The following is a 20,802-nucleotide window of genomic DNA, read 5'->3' as shown; positions in this document are numbered from 1 at the left end:
AGCAATACCAGCGACATCACCATGCCGAGCGACTGCGCCCAGTCAGGCAGTGCGGTGTAGTGCAGGTGGTGCGGACCGGCCCAGATGTAGATGAAGATCAGCGCCCAGAAGTGCACGATCGAGAGCTTGTAGGAGAACACCGGACGCTCGGCCTGCTTGGGCACGAAGTAATACATCATGCCGAGGAAGCCCGCGGTCAGGAAGAAGCCCACAGCGTTGTGGCCGTACCACCACTGGGTCATCGCATCCTGCACGCCCGAGAACACCTGCACCGACTTCGAGCCCCAGATCGAGACCGGGATGCTGAGGTTGTTGAATACGTGCAGCATGGCGACGGTGATGATGAAGCTCAGGTAGAACCAGTTGGCCACGTAGATGTGGGGCTCCTTGCGCTTCACGATGGTGCCGACGAAGACCGCGAGATAGGCGAGCCAGACGATGGTCAGCCAGAGATCGACGTACCATTCGGGCTCGGCGTATTCCTTCGACTGGGTGCCACCGAGCAGGTAGCCGGTCGCGGCGAGGACGATGAACAGGTTATAGCCCCAGAACACGAACCACGCGAGGTTGCCGCCCCAGAGCCGGGCCGCCGAGGTGCGCTGGACGACGTAGAAGGACGTGGCGATCAGCGCGTTGCCCCCGAAGGCGAAGATCACCGCCGAGGTGTGCAGCGGGCGCAGCCGGCCGAAGTTCATGTAGCCCTGGGCCCAGTCGAAGTTCAGCACCGGGAAGGCGAGCTGCGCGGCGATGAAGGTGCCGGCGGCGAAGCCGACGACCCCCCAGAAAGCGGTGGCGATGACGCCGTAGCGCACGACGCCGTCGAGATAGGAGGTTTCCAGCACCTTGGCAGGCACGGGTTCGTCGGTATGGCGGAGGGTCCACAGGAAAAGCCCTGCTGTCACCATGAAAATGATGATGGCGTGGACCATGTAAGCCACATCTCGTGCATAGTTGGCGGCGATCAGCGCAAACAGCGCGATCACGCCAAGCACGATGAGCTTGAGGTAATTGATCATTGTTCGTCCCTTCGTCTCTCTCCCGCACGATTCGTTGCCGCGCAGGCGGTTTTAGACTGACCGGTTAATGGGCATTTGGCTGCGTACATACTTTGATCTGTATCAAGGCTTTCCCTCCAAGCCATTGAGCATTGTCAAGGTGCGGCCATTCGCGCAGCCGTAGAGTGCTGGCGAAGCCACTGACTTCCGAGGAGACGAACAGATGGGCTACAAGACGATACTTACCGTGGTCACCGACGAGGCCTTGGCCCAGTCGACGGTCGATCACGCCGCGGCACTTGCCGCCGGCTGGGATGCGCATCTCGATGCATTGTGCTTCGGCGTCGACCGGACACAGACCGGCTATTACTACGCCGGTGCCAACGCGATGATCCTGCAGGAGACCATCACCCGCGCCACTGCCGATGCCGAGAAGCTCGCGGGCGTGGTCCGCGGCGCGCTGGGCAAGAAGGACGCCCGCTGGGCCGTCGAGGAAGGCGTCGCGCAGCTTGCCGATATCGGCCGCCACGTGGCCGGCCGGGCGCGCTTTGCCGATCTCGTGGTGCTGCCCAAGCCCTATGGCAAGGAGCATGGCGTCGAGCTCGAGCCGGTCACCGAGGGCGCGCTCTTCGAGGGCCAGACCCCGGTGCTGGTCGTGCCCGACAGCGTGACCCCGACCGCAACGCCGTCGCGCGTCGTGATCGGCTGGAACGAGAGCAACGAGGCGCTGCGCTCGGTGCGGGCGGCGCTGCCGCTGCTGAAGAGCGCCGACAACGTGCATGTGGTGGTGATCGATCCGCCGCAGCACGGGCCGAACCGTTCGGATCCGGGCGGGGCGCTGTCGCAGTTCCTCGCGCGCCACGGCGTGAAAACCGAGATCGACGTGCTGTCCAAGACCATGCCGCGCGTGTCCGATGTGCTGTGCCGCCACGTGCAGGATCTCGATGCGGACATGATCGTGATGGGGGCCTATGGCCATTCGCGCTTCCGCGAGGCGATCCTCGGTGGCGCGACCCGCAACATGCTCGAGCAGGCCGACGTGCCGGTCTTCCTCGCGCATTGACCTGAAACAAGTGGCTTCACGCAGGAACGGGGCGGCGCATCACGCGCCGCCCCTGTTCATTTGATCGCTGAAAAGGCAGCGCGCAGCGCGGCCGGGTCAGCCTCGCCAAGCTCGGCGTCGAGCGCATCGTGCGCGGCCCGCCAGACCGGCACCGCCTGCTTCATCAGCGCGCGGCCATCCTCGCTCAGCGTGAGGCGACGGTTGCGGCGGTCCTGCGCATCGGCCCGGCTCTCCACCAGCCCGCGCCGCTCGAGCACCTTCAGCGCGGCGGTCAGCGTGGTGCGGTCCGTGGCGAGGAAGGGTGCCAGATCCGAGATCCGCGGCGGCTCGGGCCGGTTGAGCGACATCAGGATCGAGAACTGCCCGTTGGTAAGGCCGAGCGGCTTCAGCGCGGTGTCGAACCGGCGCGCAAGCGCCCGCGCCGCGCGCTGCGCCTGCAGGCAGAGGCAGCGGTCACGCACTTCAAGCGTCGTTTCGATCGGCAGGTCCGGGTCCATGCGGTCATTCATGTTGGTATCAACGTAGTTTGTCTGATACCCTTCCCTCGTGCAACAGGGAGATATCGTCAATGTCCTATGTATCCGGTTTCATGGCCGCTGTACCGGTCGAGAACAAGGCCGCCTATCTCGCAAGCGCCGAAAAGAGCTGGCAGTTGTTCAAGGATTACGGCGCGACCGGGATCCGCGAATGCTGGGAGGCGGATGTGCCTGACGGCGAGGTGACGTCCTTCCCGATGGCGGTGAAGCGGCAGGAGGGCGAGGCGGTGGTGTTCTCGTGGATCCTCTGGCCCGACAAGGCAACCTGCGATGCCTGCTGGGCCTCGATGGAGACCGACCCGCGCTGGCGCGAGATGATGGAGATGCCGTTCGACGGCAAGCGCATGATCTTTGGCGGCTTCGAGACGCTTTTCGAGGCCTGACCGGCAGGGTCGGTCAGGCGAAGACGCCGCCATCGGCGTCGTCGCCGGCCTCTTCCAGAAGGCGGCTCATGTCGGGCACGGTGACGTGACGCTTGCCCTCGAGCTCGATCACCCCGTCCTTGCGCAGCGCCGAGATCTGGCGGCTCACGGTTTCCAGCGTAAGACCGAGGTAATCGGCCATTGCCTCGCGAGTCAGCGGCAGGTCGAAGACGATATTGCCATGCGCCGTGGTCATGTTGATCGAGGCGTCACGGCGGGCGATGATCGACAGCAGCGAGGCGATCTTTTCGCGGGCGGTCTTGCGGCCGAGCACCAGCATCCACTCGCGCGCGGCGTCAAGCTCGTCGAGGGTCATCTCGAGCAACCTCTGGGCGATATGCGGGGTCTGGCGCATCAGCTCTTCGAAGGGGGTCTTGCGGAAGCAGCACATCACCAGATCGGTGGTGGCGACCACGTCATAGGCGGCGGTGGCGCGTCCGGGTCGGCCGACGAAATCGCTGGGCAGCAGCAGGCCCACCATCTGGGTGCGCCCATCTTCCATGGTCTGGGTCAACGTGGCGATGCCGGAAACCACCGAGCCGACAAAATCCATCCGGTCGCCGGACCAGATAACGGTCTGACCTGCCTCGAACTTCCGGTAGTACTTGATCTCTTCCAGACGTTCGAGCTCGTCCGATTCGCAGCGGGCGCAGACCGCGCGGTGACGGATCGGGCAATCCGCGCATTCCTGAGAGACAGAGAGGCTGCGTTCGTTCAGCATGTTTCTTACTCAATCCTGTCTGCGCGCCTGTCTGAAAAACCGACACGAAGGTCTTGTCTTGATCTGGGTCAAAGTTGCGCTACCTGCGGCTTTCTAAATGTAGGCGCATGAACACTCGAACACAACTCTCGCGGTTGGGTCTCTTCGACGCGAAGGTCCCCCGGTACACCAGTTATCCGACGGCTCCGCATTTTTCGAATGCGGTAACACCGGAGCATTTTGCGTCCTGGGTCGAAAGCGTACCGGAAAACGGAACGGTCTCGCTTTATCTTCATGTGCCGTTCTGTCGCAGACTGTGCTGGTTTTGCGCCTGCCGGACGCAGGGCACGGCAACGCTCGGCCCGGTCGAGACCTATGTCGAAACGCTCAAGGCCGAGCTCGACCTGCTCAAGCGGCACCTGCCGCGCGGGGTGAAGCTCTCGCGCCTGCACTGGGGCGGCGGCACGCCGACGCTGCTTTCGCCCGATCTGATGCGGGCGCTGATCGACAAGGTCCACGAGGTCGCGGATTTCGCCGACAATGCCGAGTTCTCGGTCGAGATCGATCCCAACGAACTCGATGGCGAGCGGCTCGATGTGCTGGCCGCCGGCGGCATGAACCGCGCCTCGATCGGGGTGCAGGATTTCGACGAGGAGATTCAGCAGACCATCGGCCGGCCGCAGGGCTATGACGTCACCCGCGCCGCGGTCGAGATGATCCGCGAGCGGGGCGTGCACAGCCTCAACGCCGATATCCTCTACGGCCTGCCGCACCAGACCCGCTCGCGCATCACCGAGACGGTGCAGAAGCTGCTCTCCTTCGCGCCCGACCGGGTGGCGCTTTACGGATATGCGCACGTGCCGTGGATGGCAAAGCGCCAGCAGATGATCCCCTCCGAGGCGCTGCCGACCCCGTCGGAACGGCTCGACCTGTTCGAAACCGCCCGCCGGCTCTTCGTCTGGGACGGCTATGCCGAGATCGGCATCGACCATTTCGCGGCGCCCGATGACGGGCTGGCCATCGCCCAGAAGACCGGCCGGCTGCGGCGCAACTTCCAGGGCTATACCGACGACACCTCCGAGGTGCTGATCGGGCTCGGGGCCTCGTCGATCTCGAAATTCCCGCAAGGTTACGCTCAGAATGCGCCCTCGACCGGGGTCTATACCGGGGCGATCCGCGACGGCCGTTTTGCCACCGCCAAGGGCCATGCCTTTGCCGGAGACGACATGCTGCGGGCGCGGATGATCGAGATGTTGATGTGCGATTTCCGCATCCGTTCCGCCGAGCTGATGCGCGACTACGGCGCCTCGCAAGCCGAGCTTTCGGCGATGTATGCCCGGGTGAACAGCGCTTTCGAAGGTCTGCTCGAGATCACCGAGGACGGGCTCTTCGTGCCCGAGCAGGCGCGTCCGCTGACCCGGATGATCGCGCGCCATTTCGACGCCTACGACCTGTCCAAGGCCGGGCACAGCTCGGCGGTCTGATCTGTCGTCAAGCAAACCGCCCGGCGCTTGCGATCCCGAGCGCCGGGCGTTTCTCGTGTCAGCCGGCCAGCTCGAAGGCGGCGGCAAAGAGCTTGCGGGTATAGTCGGATTTCGGGCGCTCGAAGACCTCGGCGGCCTCGCCCATTTCGACCACGTCGCCCTGCTTCATCACGATGATCTTGTGGCTCATGGCGCGCACCACCTTGAGGTCGTGCGAGATGAACAGGTAGGCGAGGTCGTACTTGCGCTGCAGCTCGCGCAGCAGGTCGACGATCTGCACCTGCACCGTCATGTCGAGCGCCGAGGTCGGCTCGTCGAGCACCACCAGCCGCGGCCGTAGCACCATGGCGCGGGCGATGGCGATGCGCTGGCGCTGGCCGCCGGAGAACTCGTGCGGGTAGCGGTGCTTGCTGGCGGGATCGAGCCCGACCTCGCGCATCACCTCGTCGACCGCCTGCGAGGCGGGCTTGCCGTCGGGCGAGCCGTGCACGCCGAGGCCTTCGGCGATGATCTGCTCGCAGGTCATGCGCGGCGAGAGCGAGCCGAACGGGTCCTGGAAGACGATCTGGATCTCGGAGCGCAGCTTGCGCAGTTGCCGGGTCGACCAGTCGCGCACGTTCTGGCCGCGATAGGTGATGCCGCCCTCGGATTGGATCAGCCGCATCATGGCGAGCGCCAGCGTCGTCTTGCCCGATCCGCTTTCGCCCACGATGCCCACGGTCTCGCCGGCGCGCACGGTGAAGCTGGCGTCGTTGACCGCCTTCACATGGCCCACGGTCTTTTTCAGGAAGCCCTGCTGGATCGGGAACCAGATCTTCAGGTTGTCGGCGCTGGCGATCTCTTCCGAGCCGGGTTCGACCGGGTCGGGCAGGCCGGTGCTCTCTGCCGAGATCAGCATCTGGGTATAGGGATGCTGCGGGTTGTCGAAGATATCCTTGGTGCGGCCCTGCTCGACGATCTCGCCCTGTTTCATCACGCAGACCCGGTCGGCGAAGCGGCGCACGATGTTGAGGTCGTGGGTGATGAACAGGAGGCTCATGTGCTCGGCCTCCTTGAGCTCGGCCAGAAGCTCGAGGATCTGCGCCTGAATGGTCACGTCGAGCGCCGTGGTGGGCTCGTCGGCGATCAGCAGGTCGGGGCCGTTGGCCAGCGCCATGGCGATCATCACGCGCTGACGCTGCCCGCCCGAGAGCTGGTGCGGATAGGCCGAGAGCCGGCTCTCGGGATCGCGGATGCCGACCTTGTTCAGAAGGTCGATGATGCGGGCGCGGGCGGCATCGCCGGTCAGGCCCTGATGCAGGGCGATGCTCTCGGAGAGCTGCTTTTCCAGCGTGTGCAGCGGGTTGAGCGAGGTCATCGGCTCCTGGAAGATGAAGCTGATGTCGTTGCCGCGCACCTCGCGCAGGAGCTTGCCCGGCGCGCCGATCATCTCCTGCCCCTTGTAGGTGACCGAGCCCTCGACGCGGGCGGCATCGCCCAGCAGCGACACGGTCGAGAGCGCGGTGACCGACTTGCCCGAGCCCGACTCGCCCACCAGAGCGACGGTCTCGCCCTTTTGCAGGTCGAAGGACACGCCCTTGACCGCGCGGGTCTCCTTGCCGTCCTGCCGGAAGCTGACGACGAGGTCTTTCACCTCGAGAAGCGTGCTCATGAGAAGGTCTTCCTCGGGTCGAAGGCATCGCGCACGCCTTCGAAGATGAAGACGAGCAGGGAGAGCATCAGCGCGAAGACGGTAAAGGCGGTGAAGCCCAGCCACGGCGCCTGTAGGTTCTGCTTGGCCTGCAGCGTCAGCTCGCCCAGCGAGGGCGCCGAGGAGGGCAGGCCGAAGCCGAGGAAATCGAGGCTTGCCAGCGTGCTGATCGTGCCGGTGACGATGAAGGGCAGCATGGTGAGCGTCGCGACCATGGCGTTGGGCAGCATGTGGCGGAACATGATGGTGGCGTTCGACACGCCGAGCGCCTTGGCGGCGCGCACGTATTCGAGGTTGCGCGCGCGCAGGAACTCGGCCCGCACCACGCCGACCAGCGCCGTCCAGCCGAAAAGCACGGTTAGGATCACCAAGAGCCAGAAACTTCGGCCGAGAATGGCGAAGAGGATGATGATGACGTAGAGCGACGGTGTCGCCGACCAGATCTCGATCACGCGCTGGAAGATCAGGTCGAGCCAGCCGCCGAAATAGCCCTGCAGCGCGCCCGCCACGATGCCGATCAGCGAGGCGCTGACGGTGACGATCAGGGTGAAGAGGATCGACAGGCGGAAGCCATAGATCACCCGCGCCGCGACATCGCGCTTGGTGTCATCGGTGCCGAGCCAGTTCTGCGCGTTGGGGGGCAGGGGGGCGGCGCCGGGGCGGTCGACGGGGGTGTTGAAGCTGTAGGGGATCGGCGGCCAGATCATCCAGCCCTTGTCGAAATCACCCTCGAGCGTTTCGCCCGCATCCACCGCCTCGATCAGCCCCTCGGGGTCGTCGAAGCACTCCTCCAGCCCGCCGGTCTTGATCAGGCATTGCACCTCGGGGTCACGGTAGACCGCCTCGGTGCGGAAATCTCCGCCGAAGGCCGTCTCCGGGTAGAAGGAGAAGATCGGCATGCGGTATTCGCCGCGATAGTTCACCAGGATCGGTTTGTCGTTGGCGATGAACTCGGCAAACAGCGACAGGGTGAACAGGATGGTGAAGATCACCAGCGACCAGAAGGCGCGGCCGTTCTTGCGGAAATTGCGCCAGCGGCGCTGGTTCAGCGGCGACAGCGCGAAGCGGCCGGGTTTCGGCTGCCGCGCGACGGGCATTCCGGGCTCGGGCTGCGGGCGGAGGCCTCCTCCGCCCTCGCGGGCGTCCTCGGGGCGCTGGGGATCGGGATCAACGCTCATCTCAGCCCTCCCGCTTCTCGAAATCGATGCGCGGATCGACCAGCACATACATCAGGTCCGACAGGATGCCGACCACGAGGCCGATCAGGCCGAAGATGAACAGCGTGCCGAAGATCACCGGGTAATCGCGCGCCACCGCTGCTTCGAAGCCGAGCCGGCCCAGCCCGTCGAGCGAGAAGATCGTCTCGATGATCAGCGATCCTGAGAAGAACACGCCGATGAACACCGCCGGGAAGCCCGCGATGACGATCAGCATGGCGTTGCGGAAGACGTGGCCATAGAGCACGCGGCGCTCGGTCAGGCCCTTGGCGCGGGCGGTCATGACGTAGTGTTTCTTGATCTCGTCGAGGAAGCTGTTCTTGGTCAGCAGGGTCAGCGTGGCGAAGGCGGCGATGGTCGAGGCGATCACCGGCAGCGCGATGTGCCAGAAATAGTCGGCGATCTTCGCGGGCCAGCTCAGCATCTCCCAGTTGTCGGACGTGAGCCCCCGGAGCGGGAAGATCTGCCAGTAGGAGCCGCCGGCGAAGAGCACCAGCAGCAGGATGGCGAAGAGGAAGCCGGGGATCGCATAGGCCACGATGATGACGCCCGAGGTCCAGGTGTCGAAGCTGCTGCCGTCCTGCACCGCCTTCTTGATGCCGAGCGGGATCGAGATCGCGTAGGCGATCAGCGTCGACCACAGGCCCAGCGAGATCGACACCGGCATCTTCTCGAGCACCAGGTCGATGACGCTGATCGAGCGGAAATAGCTCTCGCCGAAATCGAGCCGCATGTAGTTCCACAGCATGTTGAAGAAGCGCTCGACCGGGGGCTTGTCGAAGCCGAACTCGCGCTCGAGCTCTTCGATGAAATCGGGCGGCAGACCGCGCGCCCCGGCGTATTCCTCGGAGCCAGCCCCGCCGGAGGCGACCTCGCCGCCGCCGCCGGCAAAGCCCTCGAACACGTCGCCCTGGCCCTGGACCTGGGCGATGATCTGCTCGATCGGGCCGCCGGGCACGAATTGCACCAGCGTGAAGTTGATGACCATGATGCCCAGCAGCGTGGGGATGATCAGCAGCAGTCGTCTTAGGATATAGGCGCCCATGGCCGGCTTACAGTGCTCCTGCGGCGCGCAGCGTGGCGGCCTTGTCTTCGTCCCACCACCACAGCGACATCACGCCGAGCCCGTAGGCGGGCGGGGTGTCGTCATAGGGGCGGCTATAGGCATCGAGATAGGCGATGTTGTGCACACCCTTGTACCATTGCGGCACCCAGATATGCATCGCCCGCAGCACCCTGTCGAGCGCGTGCACCGCGGTGGTCAGCGCCTCGCGGCTCTCGGCATCGGCGATGGCGCGGATCAGCGTGTCGACGCCCTCGTTCTTGAGCCCCGCGATATTGGACGAGCCCGGCACGTCGGCGGTTTCCGAGCCGAAGACCGAACGCAGCTCGTCGCCCGGGGTCTGGCTCATGGCGAAGCGCTGGGTGACGATGTCATACTCGAAGTTCTTCTCGCGCTCCTGCGCCTCGGCGGCATCGACCCGGTTGGCGCGGGCCTCGATGCCGAGGCGTTTGAGGTTCTCGATATAGGGGTTGATGATGCGCTCGAAGGAGGGGCTGTCGTTGAGCACCTCGATGGTCAGGCGCTGGCCGTCCTTGTAGCGGAAGCCGTCATCGCCCACCTCCCACCCGGCCTCTTCGAGCAGCTTGCCGGCGCGGCGTAGGGTGCGGCGGTCGGCCAGCTCGGTCGAACTCGAGGTGGCGGGGGTGAAGACCTCCTCGGTGAACACGGTCTCGGGGATGAACTCGCGGATCGGCTCGAGCAGTTCGAGCTCGGCCTCCGACGGCATGCCGCTGGCCTGCAGGGTCTGCGAGTTCTCCCAGAAGCTGTCGGTGCGGTCGTAGAGGCCGTAGAACAGGCTCTCGTTCGACCATTCGAAATTGAACGCCATGCCGATGGCCTCGCGCAGGCGCGGATCCTGGAATTTCTCGCGGCGCAGATTGAACCAGAAGCCCTGGGTGCCGGCGGGGCGGCCATCGGGCAGGGTCTCGACCTCGATGGTGCCGGCATTGATGGCGGGGAAGTTGTAGCCGGTGGCCCAGATCCGCGACTGGTACTCCTCGCGGTAGGTATAGGCGCCGCCCTTGAAGGCCTCGAAGGCGGTGGTGTAATCGGCGAAATACTCGACGCGCAGGATGTCGAAATTGTTCTGGCCCACGTTCACCGGCAGATCCTTGGCCCAGTAATCGTCGCGCCGCTTGTAGGCGACCGAGCGGCCGGGATCGACCGAGAGAAGCTCGTAGGCGCCCGAGCCCATCGGCGGCTCGAGGCTGCTCTCGGCGAAATCGCGATCCTCGTAATAGGCCTTGGAGAAGATCGGCAGGCCGCCGGCGGTCATCAACAGCTCGCGCAGCGGGCCGTCGGGATCGAAGGTGAACTTGACGGTGTGGTCGTCGAGCGCCTCGGCCTTCTCGATGTCGTTGAACTGCACCCGGAAGCTCGGCAGCCCCTTCTCGACGAGGATGTTGAACGAGAACACCACGTCCTCGGCGGTGACCGGCGAGCCATCGCGGAATCTGGCCTCGGGGCGCATGTGGAAGATGATCCACTCGCGGCTCTCGGGGTATTCGACGCTCTCGGCGACGAGGCCGTACATGGCATCGGGCTCGTCCAGCGTGCCGGTCAGGAGGCTGTCGTAGAAGGCCGTCGACATGGCGGCGGCGTTGCCCTTGAGGATGTAGGGGGTGAGGCTGTCGAAGGTGCCGAAGGCCCAGGTCGACATCTCGCCGCCCTTGGGGGCGTCGGGGTTCACATAGTCGAAATGCGCGAAGCCCTCGGGATATTTCAGCTCGCCAAAGGACGAGACGCCGTGCGAGGTGATGATGGTCTCGCCGTCCTGCGCGAAGGCGGCCGGAGCCGAAAGCGCGAGGCTGAGGGCGAAAAGCGCTGATCCGAGGGACAGGGCGGGTCGGGCGGTGGCGGCGCGCGTCATCGTTCGGATCATCTGGGCTCCCCTTGCTGGCGGCTTCTTCCGTGCCGGTTGATGTAAGCTAAGGGCGCGCGGCGACCACATTCAAGCGGTGTTTGCTCGAGTCTGCGTGATCGGAGCGCGATTTCGCCGTGTCGTGGCGGCGCGATGCAAGACGGGCGGGCGCAATGAAAAAGGCCGCGACGAAGCGCGGCCTTTCGAAATTCCGGTAACCGATCGTGAGATCAGTTGGTGCCCTCGAGATAGGCGATCAGGTTCACCCGGTCCTTGGGCTTGTTGAGGCCCGCGAAGCTCATGGTGGTGCCGGGCGCGGCGTTGCGCGGGCTCTCGAGGAACGCGAAGAGGTTCTCGGGGCTCCAGACATCGCCGACCTGGTCAAGCGCGCCGGAATAGCCGAAACCGCCGACGGCGCCGATCTCGCGGCCCACCACACCGTTGAGGTGCGGGCCGGTGGCGTCGGTGCCATCGAGCTTGTGGCACGCGCGGCACTTGCCGAAGACCTTCTCGCCGGCACCGGCATCCGCCTCGGCCATCAGCGTGGCGAAATCCACCTCGGCTTCCGGTTCGGCGGCGCCTTCGCCGCCCGTGTCGATGACGTAGGCTGCCGCGTGCTCCTCACCGTGGCCGCCACCCATGCTGTAGAGTGACTCGCCAACCCAGTTGCCTAGCAGGTAGATCAGAAGCGCACCGCAAAGTCCGCCTACCGCTTTGGTAATCGTCATCGTGTCAAACATATGCTGCGTGTCCCAAGAATGTCCTCCGGCCGGTGTCTACGGCTTCCCTTGTCGTCTGGCAAGGTATAGAAGCCGCGACCAATCGCGCAAGAGGCCATTGCGCATCGATAAAGAGAGAATTGGACGCACCCATGACCGATCGTATCGCCTTTCAGGGAGAGCTTGGCGCCTATTCGCACGAGGCCTGCCGCGATGCCCGGCCCGACATGGAGGCGCTGCCCTGCCACACCTTCGAAGAGGTGATCGACGCGGTGCAGAGCGGCCGGGCCAAACTCGCGATGCTGCCGGTCGAGAACACCACCTATGGCCGGGTGGCCGACATCCACCGCCTGCTGCCGGCGAGCGGTCTGCGCATCGTCGACGAGGCCTTCGTGCGGGTGCATATCAGCCTGATGGCGATGCCGGGCGTGAAGCTCGAAGAGCTGAAGAAGGTCCGCGCCCATCTGGTGCTGATCCCGCAGGCGGCGAGCTTTCTCGAGAAATACGGCATCAAGGGCGAGGCGGCGGCGGACAGCGCCGGCGCGGCGGCAGAGCTGGCCCGCTCTCAGCATCGCGACGAGGGCGTGCTGGCCTCGGATCTCGCCGCCGAGACCCACGGGCTCGAGATCCTTGCCCAGCACATCGAGGACCACGCCCACAACACCACGCGCTTCCTGATCATGGGCAAGGAGGCCGACCTGAGCTGCCGCGGCACCCATGGCATGATGACCACCTTCATCTTCGAGGTGCGCAACATCCCGGCGGCGCTCTACAAGGCGATGGGCGGGTTTGCCACCAATGGCGTCAACATGACCAAGCTCGAGAGCTACATGGTCAACGGCTCCTTCACCGCGACGCAGTTCTACGCCGACATCGAGGGCCACCCCGAGGATCCGGCGGTGAAGCGCGCGCTGGACGAGCTTGCCTATTTCACCAACCGGCTGGAGATCCTCGGCGTCTATCCCCGCGATCCGCGGCGCGACTGACGGCTGACGGAGGGAGACAAGATGGACGAGACCAAGATCATCGCGCGGGTCAGCGCGACCCCGGCACGCCGGGTCATCGGCGTGGGCACGCTGGCGGCGCTTGGCGTGCTCCTGCTGTGGCTGCTGGTGGCGGAGCCGCCGGCAGAGCTCTACTGGCAGGGCGTGCTGCTGGTGCTTGGCGTTGCGGCGCTGTGGATGGCGCAGCTGATGTGGCGCGCCACCGGGCGGGACCTGATCCTCACCGAGGAGGGGCTCAGCGACAGTTCCGGCGCGGTGCTGGCGCGGGTCGAGGAGATCGCCAAGGTCGACCGCTCGATGTTTGCCATGAAGCCGTCGAACGGCTTCCTGATCCAGCTTCACGAGAAACAGCCGCGCGCGTGGCAGCCGGGGCTCTGGTGGCGCATGGGCAAGCGGGTCGCGGTCGGCGGCGTCACCGCCGGGCGCGACACCAAGCCGATGGCCGACGCGCTGTCGATGCTGGTGGCACGGCACATGGGCGAGGCGCAGTTCTGAGCTGTCGCGCCTTCCGAGATGCAAAAAGGCCGCGCCCGGGAGCGCGGCCTTTTTGTTTGCTCCGGGTCTGCCCGGGCGGGATCACTTCTTGTGCTTATTGTTCGGCTCGACGTTGTTGGAGCCATCCTCGTTTGTACAGTCGGTGGCGTTCTCGGCGTTGTTGTTGCAGAGCGACTCGCCCGGCGCATCCTGGTCGCCGTTGCCCCAGCCGTTGTTCTCGCCCTCGGCTCCGGCATAGAGCACCTGCGGTGCATAGCGCGGGTGGGTGAAGCTGTAGGTCTGGATCTGGAACGGATCGAGGCCGACGTTGAACACCGGGTTATAGGCCTCGGCGGTCTCGACCATGATCGTCTGGCCGCCATTGACCATGATCGGCAGGCGGTCGGCGTAGTTCTGCGCGTCGCTATTGGCGAGCTCTTCGAGATCGCCGCGCGCTGCCGACCAGACCACCGAGTATTTCTGGCTGTTGGCGTTGTACTCGACAACCGTGATCCGCATGTCTGCGCTGTAGAGGCCGGTCAGTTCGTCCGGGTCCGTGAGATTCCTCGTCAGCGCGCCAAACAGCTTGAAGGTGTTGTCGATATAGGTGTCGTCGAGTTCCTCGGTCTCGCGCGAGATCATGTCGCCGATGGCGTAATTCGCCTTCTGGTTCACCGACTGCTGACGGAACACGTCGAAATACACCCACGCCGCGCCGAACAGGATGAACAGCACCGGCAGCATGAACATCACCTCGATGGTGACGTAGCCCTCGTTGTCGCGGTGGAACCTGCGCAGCAGGGATCCGAGCCTGGTCTTGATAAGCATGTCTTCTCCCTCCCTTACATCGGTTCGTGCACGAACGTGGCGGTCGACACGACGCCGGTGTAGCCGTTCGCGTCGGTCTTGACCGGGTTCCCGATCCGCGAGACCGGGGTGATCGGCTTGTATTTGTAGCAGGCGCGCAGGAACATGGTTTCGTGCTCCTGGCCGAACTCGAAGTTGCGCTGCGGCGTGACGTCGAGCGCGACATCGGTGCATTCCACGCGCGCCGGCGGATCGGTCCAGTCGCGCATGTCGAGGCCGACCATCTCGAGGTGCAGCATGTCGCTGCAATCGCCGAGGATCGTGGTCCGGTCGCAGATCATCTGCTTGAGCTGCGCATGGGTGTAGACCTGGCCGGTGCCCAGCTTGACATCGCGCACCGTCAGATCGAGCGCCCGCTCGAGCTGGGTGTGGCGCAGGGTCATTGCACCGACCTCGACGGTCGACAGCGCGATACCGATCATGACGGGCGTCCAGAGCGCGAAGGGGACGACTGCCGAGCCGTCTTCGCACTTGCGGAAGCGGCGGAAGGCTTTTGCGAGACGACCGATCATTGTGTCAGCCTCAGCTGGTTGAGCGTCTGGGCGATGGTCGAGAAGGCCTCGGCGATCTCGACACCTTCGACGCGGAAGAAGTGGGCCGGCGAGGAGGCGCAGCTCTGCATCACATCGGCACCGTGATCCGAGACTTCGAAGCCGATCGACCAGATCAGGATGCCCTGGTTCTTGGCTGCGGTGCAGATGCTGCTCAGCAGCGAGTCACCGGTCGTGGCGTCGTATTTCTGGGTGTAGAAGTTGCCCCAGCTCGACGAGTTCACGAAGTAGTACAGGTAGTGCCAGAGGTTGTACTGCGACCAGAGCGCGATCTCGTTCTGATCGTCATAGGCCCAGTCCTGGAGCCGGTAGGAGCGGTCGTGCTGACCGTCGGTCATCAGCACGATGGTCTTGAGCACGTCGGTTTCGGTGTAATCCACCGGACGGCCTTCGAACACCGCGTCGACGCTGCCATTGGCGATCATCCCCGAAGCGATGCCGCGGGTCGACGGGTCGAGCAGGGCGCTCGCCCATTTCATGCCCATGAAGATCGAGGTGCCGGCGCGCGGCTGAAGCTGGTTGATCTGGGTCTTCAGCGCGGTGGCATCCTGGCTCCACGGGCGGATGCGCTCGTATTCGTAGCGCGGGCAGACAGTATCGGTCAGCGTGTTGATGCCGGCATAGTTCCACTGGAAATGCTGCATCTGATCGTAGGTGATCGAGAGGTCGAGGGCCGCGGAGTCGAAGGCGCTGTTCGGCATCTCGATGCAATGCGAGTAGCCGTGCTGCCAGTCCACGTTGAGATAGCTCAGGATCTCAGGCCCGGCGTTCACATGCTCGGAATAGGGCACCAGCGAGATCGACACGAGATCCTCGGAGCCGTCGTTGAGCAGCGTGTCGACGAAATCGGACGCCGCCGTCTGCAGCTCTGCCATCTTGTTGTCGTTGTCCATCGAGCCCGAGATATCGAGCACCAGCGAGACTTCGACCTTGTTGATGCGCTCCATGGCCTGCGCGTGGCCGCCGGCCTGCATGTTGTCGATGCCGATCAGCTGCATGAAGTTCGACGGCATGGTGCGGTAGCCGTCGGCGGTCACCGTGCGGTAGTTCAGACCCTCGTCGACATCGACCGACACCAGCGCCTCGCCAAGGCTCATCTTGGTCATGTAATCTTCGACCACGCCCTGTGCGTCGAGCTCGTTGTCGAGGTCGGCAGCGGCGAGCACCGCGCGGTCGAGGGTGTTCTGGATCTTGTTGCGCTGCAGCTCGGCGTACATCATGTCGATGCCGATACCGCCGAAGATCATCATGAACAGCGACAGCGCGACCGCCATGACCGTCATGCTGCCGGACTCGTTTTGGTGGAACTGGCGAAGACGCGTGACGAGGGCCGAAACCGATGTTTCGGTCCGCCGAAGGCGACCGCCTCTGAAAGCAGAGGTTTGCTTCATTTTCCCGACTCCTTCCCTCCGAATTCTTTCGGAAAGCCCCACTCAAAACACACTTGCGACGGTGTCGGTTATGCCCGGTCATCATGGCTAAATTGGGGCCAATTTAGTGGTAAACTCTTGCAATTGCGGCATTATCGGAAAACAAAAATGACATGCGCGCGCGGGTTGTTTCGGGCGCGGGGACAATGCCTCGGGCCAGCGCTAATGAAACATGAATTCAGCTTCGCGAATCTGGCGCAAAAAGGGTTTTGCCAAACGATTCTGGCAAACTACAGTTAACGCCAACGGTCGATCATGGTCCGGGACAGGAGCAGGCGACCGAGGGAGGAGATACCATGTGCGCTGCACCGGCGAATGAGCCGACGTTCCGCGAGAGCGTCGATCTGATGTTCAATCGGGCTGCCGCCCTGATGGACCTTCCCCCCGGCCTCGAAGAGAAGATCAGGGTCTGCAACGGCACCTATACGGTGCGCTTCGGGGTCCGCCTGCGCGGCCAGATCCACACCTTCACCGGCTATCGCGCGGTGCATTCCGAACATATGGAGCCGGTCAAGGGCGGCATCCGCTACGCCTCGGCGGTCGACCAGGACGAGGTCGAGGCGCTGGCGGCGCTGATGACCTACAAATGCGCGCTGGTCGAGGCGCCGTTCGGCGGCTCCAAGGGCGGGCTATGCATCAATCCGCGAGACTATGATGAGTACGAGCTCGAGCAGATCACCCGGCGCTTTGCCTATGAGCTGATCAAGCGCGACCTCATCAACCCGAGCCAGAACGTGCCCGCCCCCGACATGGGCACGAGCGAGCGCGAGATGGCCTGGATGGCGGATCAATACGCCCGCATGAACACCACCGACATCAACGCGCGCGCCTGCGTCACCGGCAAGCCGCTGAACGCGGGCGGCATCGCCGGCCGGGTCGAGGCCACGGGGCGCGGCGTGCAATACGCCCTGCGCGAGTTCTTCCGTCACCCGGAGGATGTCGCCATCGCCGGGCTCTCGGGCAAGCTCGAGGGCAAGCGCGTGGTGGTGCAGGGGCTGGGCAATGTGGGCTACCACGCCGCCAAGTTCCTGTCCGAGGATGACGGCGCGCTGATCGTCGGCATCATCGAGCGCGACGGCGCGCTCTACGATCCCAACGGGCTCAATGTCGAGCGGGTGCGCGACTGGCTGGTGCGCCATGGCGGTCTGCGCGGCTACCCCGAGGCCAACAGCGTTGCCGATGGCGGCAGCGTCATGGAGAGCGACTGCGATATCCTGATCCCCGCCGCGCTCGAGGGGGTGATCAACCTCACCAACGCCCACAAGATCCAGGCCAAGCTGATCATCGAGGCCGCCAATGGCCCGATCACCGCCGGGGCGGATGACATCCTGCGCAACCGTGGCACGGTGATCATCCCCGATCTCTACGCCAATGCGGGCGGCGTCACGGTGAGCTATTTCGAATGGGTGAAAAACCTCAGCCACATCCGCTTTGGCCGGATGCAGCGCCGACAGGAGGAATCGCGCCACCAGCTCGTGGTCGACGAGCTCGAGCGGCTCGATCACATGCTGGGCGATGCCTGGAGCCTGACGCCAAGCTTCAAGGAGAAATACCTGCGCGGCGCCGACGAGCTCGAGCTGGTGCGCTCGGGGCTCGATGACACTATGCGCATCGCTTACCAGTCGATGCGCGAGGTCTGGCACGGGCGCGACGATGTCACCGACCTGCGCACCGCCGCCTTCATCGTCGCCATCGACCGGGTGGCGAGCAGCTACCGCGCCAAGGGGCTCTGAGCCTGGGCGGAGCCTTGCCGGGGCGGCGTGACAGCGCCGCCCGCTCGCGCTATGGCTCGGCCCGACTGATCCCCAGCAGGAGCCCGCGCCATGATCCTTCGCCTGACCCTTGCCCTTGGTCTTCTCGCCCCGCTGCCGCTCGCCGCCACTGCGCAGCAGGACAAGGCCGCCTCCTGCGCGGCCTCGGCCAAGATCGTCATGCAGGCGGTGGAGGCGCGCAAGGATGGCGTGGCCAAGGCGAAGGGCCGGGCCGTGCTGCGCGAGCAGATCGGCGACCGCGGCGCCGGCGACATGCTGGCGGAGTGGATCTGGTCGCTGCCCGACGAACAGCTCACCGACGAGGTTGGCGCGGCATGGGAGGCACAGTGCCTGGCGCAGTGACGCGCCGGCGCTGACAGAGGGCGCGGCGCCCCGACGGCAACGCCGGGGTATTTGAGACAAGGTGGTCAGACCATCTGGACTCGGACCGCCGCTGGCCTGATATTTGCACCATGAGTCTGCCCCCCGGTTTCCTAGACGAGCTGCGCAACCGCACGAGCCTGGTTCAGGTCGTGGGGCGCAAGGTCATGTGGGACAATCGCAAGTCCAACCAGGCAAAGGGCGACATGTGGGCGCCGTGCCCGTTCCACCAGGAAAAGTCGGCCTCGTTCCACGTCGATGACCGCAAGGGCTTTTACTACTGCTTCGGCTGCCATGCGAAGGGCGATGCGATCTCCTTCGTGCGCGAGAGCGAGAACGTCGAATTCATGGAGGCCATCGAGATCCTCGCCCGCGAGGCCGGGATGCCGATGCCGGCGCGCGACCCACAGGCCGCCAAGAAGGCCGACCGCCGCGAGCAGCTGGCCGAGGTGATGGAGCAGGCGGTGCGCTTCTTCCGGATGCAGCTGCGCGCCGGCGCGGCCGCCGAGGCGCGCGCCTATCTCGACCGGCGCGGGCTCAAGGAAGACGTGCGCGACCGCTTCGAGATCGGCTTCGCGCCGGAAGGCTGGCAGAACCTCTGGGATCATCTGCGCGGGCAGGGCGTGGCCGAGGACCTGATCCTCGGCGCCGGGCTTGCCAAGCCGTCGGACCGGGGCAAGGCGCCCTACGATGTGTTCCGCAACCGCATCATGTTTCCGATCCGCGATGCCCGCGGCCGCGCCATCGCCTTCGGCGGCCGCGCCATGGATCCGCGCGACAACGCGAAATACCTCAACTCGCCCGAGACCGAGCTCTTCGACAAGGGACGCAACCTCTACAATCACGGCCCCGCCCGGGAGGCCGCCGGCAAGGGCCAGTCGCTGATCGTGGCCGAGGGCTACATGGATGTCATCGCGCTGTCGGAGGCCGGGTTCGGCGCCTCGGTGGCGCCGCTCGGCACGGCGGTGACCGAGACCCAGCTGCAGCTGCTCTGGCGTATCACCGACGAGCCGGTGGTGGCGCTCGACGGCGACAAGGCGGGCCTGCGCGCCGCTTACCGGGTGATCGACCTTGCCCTGCCGCTCTTGCAGGCCGGCAAGACGCTGCGCTTTGCGCTGATGCCCGAGGGCAAGGATCCCGACGACCTGCTGCGCGCCGAGGGGGCGGGGGCGGTCGCCAAGGTGCTCGAGGGCGCGATGCCGATGGTGCAGCTGCTTTGGCGGCGCGAAACCGAGGGCAAGGTCTTCGACAGCCCCGAGCGCAAGGCGGCGCTCGATGCGCGGCTGCGCGAGGTGCTGCGCCAGATCCAGGATCCGGGCCTGCGGCGCCATTACGGCGACGAGATCAAGGAAATGCGCTTCCAGCTCTTCCGTCCGCAGCGCCCCAAGCGGGCGTTTGGCGGTGGCGGCGGTGGCGGCCAGCGCCGGGCGTGGAACGCGCCCGCCCCGCCGAGCGCCAGCGTCAAGAGCTCGCTCCTCGTTGCCGCCGGAGATACGGCCGAGAACGATCTGCGCGAGGCGGTGATCCTCGCCGTGCTGCTCTCGACGCCGGAGCTCATCGCCGAGTTCGAGCAGGGGCTCGAAGTGCTCAACTGTACCGATCCGGTGCGCGCCTCGCTGCGCGACGTGCTGTTGCGCAACAATGCCGACAGCGCCGCCGCCCTGCGCGAGGAGGCAGAGTACAGAATCGGGGTCGAGCCCCTTGAAAACCTGCTCGCGGCACGCCATGTCGCGGTCGTTCCCTGTTTGCGACGGCCCGGTGATATTGAGCTGGCGCGGATGACCGTGGCCGAGGAATTGTCGAAGATCACCGCGCGCTCCGGCGCCGCGGCCGAGATCGCCGAAGCCGAGGAAGACCTGGAACACCTCGCCGACGAGGCGCTGACATGGCGCCTCGCCCAGGCCGCAAAGGCCCGCAACGAGGCGGTTCTGCGCAAGGACGAGGGCGAGATGGACTACGATTTCGGGCCCAACGGGGCCCGACTGGACAAGGACGAACGAGACGCCTTCAAGGCGCTAACGGAACAGATTCGCTTTTCCAAGCACGGGAACTAGCTGTGCGGAGAGGGAAAACTGGAGGAAAACGGGGTAAACGGGTGGCCGAATCAGTTGATTCCCCCCATGATTCGCAGCAACGAATCATTCTACCCTTTGCGACCGCCGGCCAGTCCGGCCGCCTCCCTTTGACGGAGCTCTAAATGGCAGCCAAAGACAACGACGACGCCAAGCCGGAAACTCAGGACGACGCGCACAGCCTCGACATGAGCCAGGCCGCGGTCAAGAAGATGATCGCCGAGGCGCGCGAGCGTGGCTACATCACCTACGACCAACTCAACCAGGTCCTTCCCCCCGATCAGGTCTCGTCGGACCAGATCGAGGATGTGATGTCGATGCTCTCGGAGATGGGCATCCAGGTCACCGAGGAAGACGAAGAGGCCGAGGACGACGCCAACAAGGGCTCGACCGAACTGGTCGACGCCTCCAAGGGGCGCGACGTCGCGCTGTCGTCGGGCACCAACGAGAAGCTCGACCGTACCGATGACCCGGTGCGCATGTACCTGCGCGAGATGGGCTCGGTCGAGCTGCTGTCGCGCG

20 protein-coding genes are annotated in these 20,802 nt (G+C 65.1%); 9 read left to right on the top strand and 11 right to left on the bottom strand.

The features are described from left to right. Positions 1-1,016: cbb3-type cytochrome c oxidase subunit I (locus tag AC6RA4_RS10530; RefSeq protein ID WP_500160078.1), on the bottom strand; the 1,016-nt coding region annotated here is incomplete at its 3' end. A gap of 202 nt (positions 1,017-1,218) precedes the next feature. Between AC6RA4_RS10530 and AC6RA4_RS10525 the strand changes: the two genes are divergently transcribed. Continuing rightward, complete coding sequence (locus AC6RA4_RS10525; RefSeq protein WP_500160077.1) at positions 1,219-2,058, top strand: universal stress protein; 840 nt, start codon at positions 1,219-1,221, stop codon at positions 2,056-2,058. Positions 2,059-2,114: 56 nt separating this feature from the next. On the opposite strand, the gene AC6RA4_RS10520 is transcribed toward AC6RA4_RS10525, so the two are convergent. After that, positions 2,115-2,567: a MarR family winged helix-turn-helix transcriptional regulator gene (locus AC6RA4_RS10520; RefSeq protein WP_500160075.1), complete on the bottom strand. Its 453-nt coding sequence runs from the start codon at positions 2,565-2,567 to the stop codon at positions 2,115-2,117. A 59-nt stretch (positions 2,568-2,626) separates the two neighbouring features. Between AC6RA4_RS10520 and AC6RA4_RS10515 the strand changes: the two genes are divergently transcribed. Beyond that, positions 2,627-2,977, top strand: a complete 351-nt coding sequence (locus tag AC6RA4_RS10515) for a DUF1428 domain-containing protein (RefSeq protein WP_500160073.1) — start codon at positions 2,627-2,629, stop codon at positions 2,975-2,977. A gap of 13 nt (positions 2,978-2,990) precedes the next feature. On the opposite strand, the gene fnrL is transcribed toward AC6RA4_RS10515, so the two are convergent. Further along, complete coding sequence (gene fnrL / locus AC6RA4_RS10510; protein WP_500160071.1) at positions 2,991-3,737, bottom strand: transcriptional regulator FnrL; 747 nt, start codon at positions 3,735-3,737, stop codon at positions 2,991-2,993. Between the two features lie 107 nt (positions 3,738-3,844). Between fnrL and hemN the strand changes: the two genes are divergently transcribed. Next, positions 3,845-5,200: an oxygen-independent coproporphyrinogen III oxidase gene (hemN, locus tag AC6RA4_RS10505; RefSeq protein WP_500160070.1), complete on the top strand. Its 1,356-nt coding sequence runs from the start codon at positions 3,845-3,847 to the stop codon at positions 5,198-5,200. A gap of 58 nt (positions 5,201-5,258) precedes the next feature. Here hemN and AC6RA4_RS10500 read toward each other — a convergent pair whose 3' ends face one another. The 5 genes from AC6RA4_RS10500 to AC6RA4_RS10480 form a co-directional block, all read right to left on the bottom strand. Further along, the gene (locus AC6RA4_RS10500; RefSeq protein ID WP_500160068.1) at positions 5,259-6,851 is read right to left on the bottom strand and encodes an ABC transporter ATP-binding protein; all 1,593 of its coding nucleotides are present in this window, start codon (positions 6,849-6,851) and stop codon (positions 5,259-5,261) included. Continuing rightward, the gene (locus AC6RA4_RS10495) at positions 6,848-7,987 is read right to left on the bottom strand and encodes an ABC transporter permease (RefSeq protein ID WP_500160080.1); all 1,140 of its coding nucleotides are present in this window, start codon (positions 7,985-7,987) and stop codon (positions 6,848-6,850) included. The genes AC6RA4_RS10500 and AC6RA4_RS10495 overlap by 4 nt, the downstream gene beginning before the upstream one ends. 82 nt (positions 7,988-8,069) lie before the next feature. Continuing rightward, complete coding sequence (locus tag AC6RA4_RS10490; RefSeq protein WP_500160066.1) at positions 8,070-9,152, bottom strand: microcin C ABC transporter permease YejB; 1,083 nt, start codon at positions 9,150-9,152, stop codon at positions 8,070-8,072. A 7-nt stretch (positions 9,153-9,159) separates the two neighbouring features. Continuing rightward, complete coding sequence (locus tag AC6RA4_RS10485; protein ID WP_500160064.1) at positions 9,160-11,052, bottom strand: extracellular solute-binding protein; 1,893 nt, start codon at positions 11,050-11,052, stop codon at positions 9,160-9,162. 209 nt (positions 11,053-11,261) lie between these two features. Next, a complete protein-coding gene (locus tag AC6RA4_RS10480; protein ID WP_500160063.1) occupies positions 11,262-11,771 on the bottom strand; it encodes a c-type cytochrome in 510 nt (169 codons plus the stop codon). 131 nt (positions 11,772-11,902) lie between these two features. Here AC6RA4_RS10480 and AC6RA4_RS10475 point away from each other — a divergent pair, with 131 nt between their 5' ends. Further along, the gene (locus tag AC6RA4_RS10475) at positions 11,903-12,736 is read left to right on the top strand and encodes a prephenate dehydratase (RefSeq protein ID WP_500160061.1); all 834 of its coding nucleotides are present in this window, start codon (positions 11,903-11,905) and stop codon (positions 12,734-12,736) included. A gap of 21 nt (positions 12,737-12,757) precedes the next feature. Further along, positions 12,758-13,249, top strand: coding sequence for a hypothetical protein (locus AC6RA4_RS10470; RefSeq protein ID WP_500160060.1), 492 nt, complete (start codon positions 12,758-12,760; stop codon positions 13,247-13,249). A gap of 81 nt (positions 13,250-13,330) precedes the next feature. On the opposite strand, the gene AC6RA4_RS10465 is transcribed toward AC6RA4_RS10470, so the two are convergent. Genes AC6RA4_RS10465 through AC6RA4_RS10455 form a run of 3 tightly spaced genes read right to left on the bottom strand, consistent with a single transcriptional unit; the run spans position 13,331 to position 15,929 of the window. Beyond that, on the bottom strand, positions 13,331-14,056 hold the full coding sequence (locus AC6RA4_RS10465) for a TadE/TadG family type IV pilus assembly protein (protein WP_500160058.1): 726 nt from the start codon (positions 14,054-14,056) through the stop codon (positions 13,331-13,333). Between the two features lie 14 nt (positions 14,057-14,070). Further along, complete coding sequence (locus tag AC6RA4_RS10460) at positions 14,071-14,607, bottom strand: TadE/TadG family type IV pilus assembly protein (protein ID WP_500160057.1); 537 nt, start codon at positions 14,605-14,607, stop codon at positions 14,071-14,073. Then, entirely contained in the window at positions 14,604-15,929 is a 1,326-nt protein-coding gene (locus AC6RA4_RS10455) for a Tad domain-containing protein (protein ID WP_500160055.1), read from the bottom strand. Before AC6RA4_RS10455 ends, AC6RA4_RS10460 begins: the two co-directional genes overlap by 4 nt. 443 nt (positions 15,930-16,372) lie before the next feature. Between AC6RA4_RS10455 and AC6RA4_RS10450 the strand changes: the two genes are divergently transcribed. The 4 genes from AC6RA4_RS10450 to AC6RA4_RS10435 form a co-directional block, all read left to right on the top strand. Continuing rightward, entirely contained in the window at positions 16,373-17,809 is a 1,437-nt protein-coding gene (locus AC6RA4_RS10450) for a Glu/Leu/Phe/Val family dehydrogenase (RefSeq protein ID WP_500160053.1), read from the top strand. Positions 17,810-17,899: 90 nt separating this feature from the next. Next, on the top strand, positions 17,900-18,190 hold the full coding sequence (locus AC6RA4_RS10445; protein ID WP_500160051.1) for a hypothetical protein: 291 nt from the start codon (positions 17,900-17,902) through the stop codon (positions 18,188-18,190). A 110-nt stretch (positions 18,191-18,300) separates the two neighbouring features. Then, complete coding sequence (gene dnaG / locus AC6RA4_RS10440) at positions 18,301-20,262, top strand: DNA primase (protein ID WP_500160049.1); 1,962 nt, start codon at positions 18,301-18,303, stop codon at positions 20,260-20,262. Between the two features lie 143 nt (positions 20,263-20,405). Then, positions 20,406-20,802, top strand: a 397-nt coding sequence (locus tag AC6RA4_RS10435) for an RNA polymerase sigma factor region1.1 domain-containing protein (RefSeq protein ID WP_500160048.1), incomplete at its 3' end; no start/stop codon positions are given.

Source organism: Salipiger sp., from assembly GCF_059781815.1.
This window is presented reverse-complemented; position numbering and strand designations above follow the sequence as displayed.

What these genes read in the sequence shown, in the direction of transcription:
- AC6RA4_RS10465 (WP_500160058.1), bottom strand. Translation starts at nt 14,056, where the DNA reads ATGCTTATCAAGACCAGGCTCGGATCCCTGCTGCGCAGGTTCCACCGC.
- fnrL (WP_500160071.1), bottom strand. Translation starts at nt 3,737, where the DNA reads ATGCTGAACGAACGCAGCCTCTCTGTCTCTCAGGAATGCGCGGATTGC.
- AC6RA4_RS10445 (WP_500160051.1), top strand. Translation starts at nt 17,900, where the DNA reads ATGATCCTTCGCCTGACCCTTGCCCTTGGTCTTCTCGCCCCGCTGCCG.
- AC6RA4_RS10455 (WP_500160055.1), bottom strand. Translation starts at nt 15,929, where the DNA reads ATGACGGTCATGGCGGTCGCGCTGTCGCTGTTCATGATGATCTTCGGC.
- AC6RA4_RS10485 (WP_500160064.1), bottom strand. Translation starts at nt 11,052, where the DNA reads ATGATCCGAACGATGACGCGCGCCGCCACCGCCCGACCCGCCCTGTCC.
- AC6RA4_RS10520 (WP_500160075.1), bottom strand. Translation starts at nt 2,567, where the DNA reads ATGAATGACCGCATGGACCCGGACCTGCCGATCGAAACGACGCTTGAA.
- AC6RA4_RS10475 (WP_500160061.1), top strand. Translation starts at nt 11,903, where the DNA reads ATGACCGATCGTATCGCCTTTCAGGGAGAGCTTGGCGCCTATTCGCAC.
- AC6RA4_RS10495 (WP_500160080.1), bottom strand. Translation starts at nt 7,987, where the DNA reads ATGCCCGTCGCGCGGCAGCCGAAACCCGGCCGCTTCGCGCTGTCGCCG.
- hemN (WP_500160070.1), top strand. Translation starts at nt 3,845, where the DNA reads ATGAACACTCGAACACAACTCTCGCGGTTGGGTCTCTTCGACGCGAAG.
- AC6RA4_RS10525 (WP_500160077.1), top strand. Translation starts at nt 1,219, where the DNA reads ATGGGCTACAAGACGATACTTACCGTGGTCACCGACGAGGCCTTGGCC.
- AC6RA4_RS10515 (WP_500160073.1), top strand. Translation starts at nt 2,627, where the DNA reads ATGTCCTATGTATCCGGTTTCATGGCCGCTGTACCGGTCGAGAACAAG.
- AC6RA4_RS10460 (WP_500160057.1), bottom strand. Translation starts at nt 14,607, where the DNA reads ATGATCGGTCGTCTCGCAAAAGCCTTCCGCCGCTTCCGCAAGTGCGAA.
- AC6RA4_RS10470 (WP_500160060.1), top strand. Translation starts at nt 12,758, where the DNA reads ATGGACGAGACCAAGATCATCGCGCGGGTCAGCGCGACCCCGGCACGC.
- dnaG (WP_500160049.1), top strand. Translation starts at nt 18,301, where the DNA reads ATGAGTCTGCCCCCCGGTTTCCTAGACGAGCTGCGCAACCGCACGAGC.
- AC6RA4_RS10480 (WP_500160063.1), bottom strand. Translation starts at nt 11,771, where the DNA reads ATGTTTGACACGATGACGATTACCAAAGCGGTAGGCGGACTTTGCGGT.
- AC6RA4_RS10490 (WP_500160066.1), bottom strand. Translation starts at nt 9,152, where the DNA reads ATGGGCGCCTATATCCTAAGACGACTGCTGCTGATCATCCCCACGCTG.
- AC6RA4_RS10500 (WP_500160068.1), bottom strand. Translation starts at nt 6,851, where the DNA reads ATGAGCACGCTTCTCGAGGTGAAAGACCTCGTCGTCAGCTTCCGGCAG.
- AC6RA4_RS10450 (WP_500160053.1), top strand. Translation starts at nt 16,373, where the DNA reads ATGTGCGCTGCACCGGCGAATGAGCCGACGTTCCGCGAGAGCGTCGAT.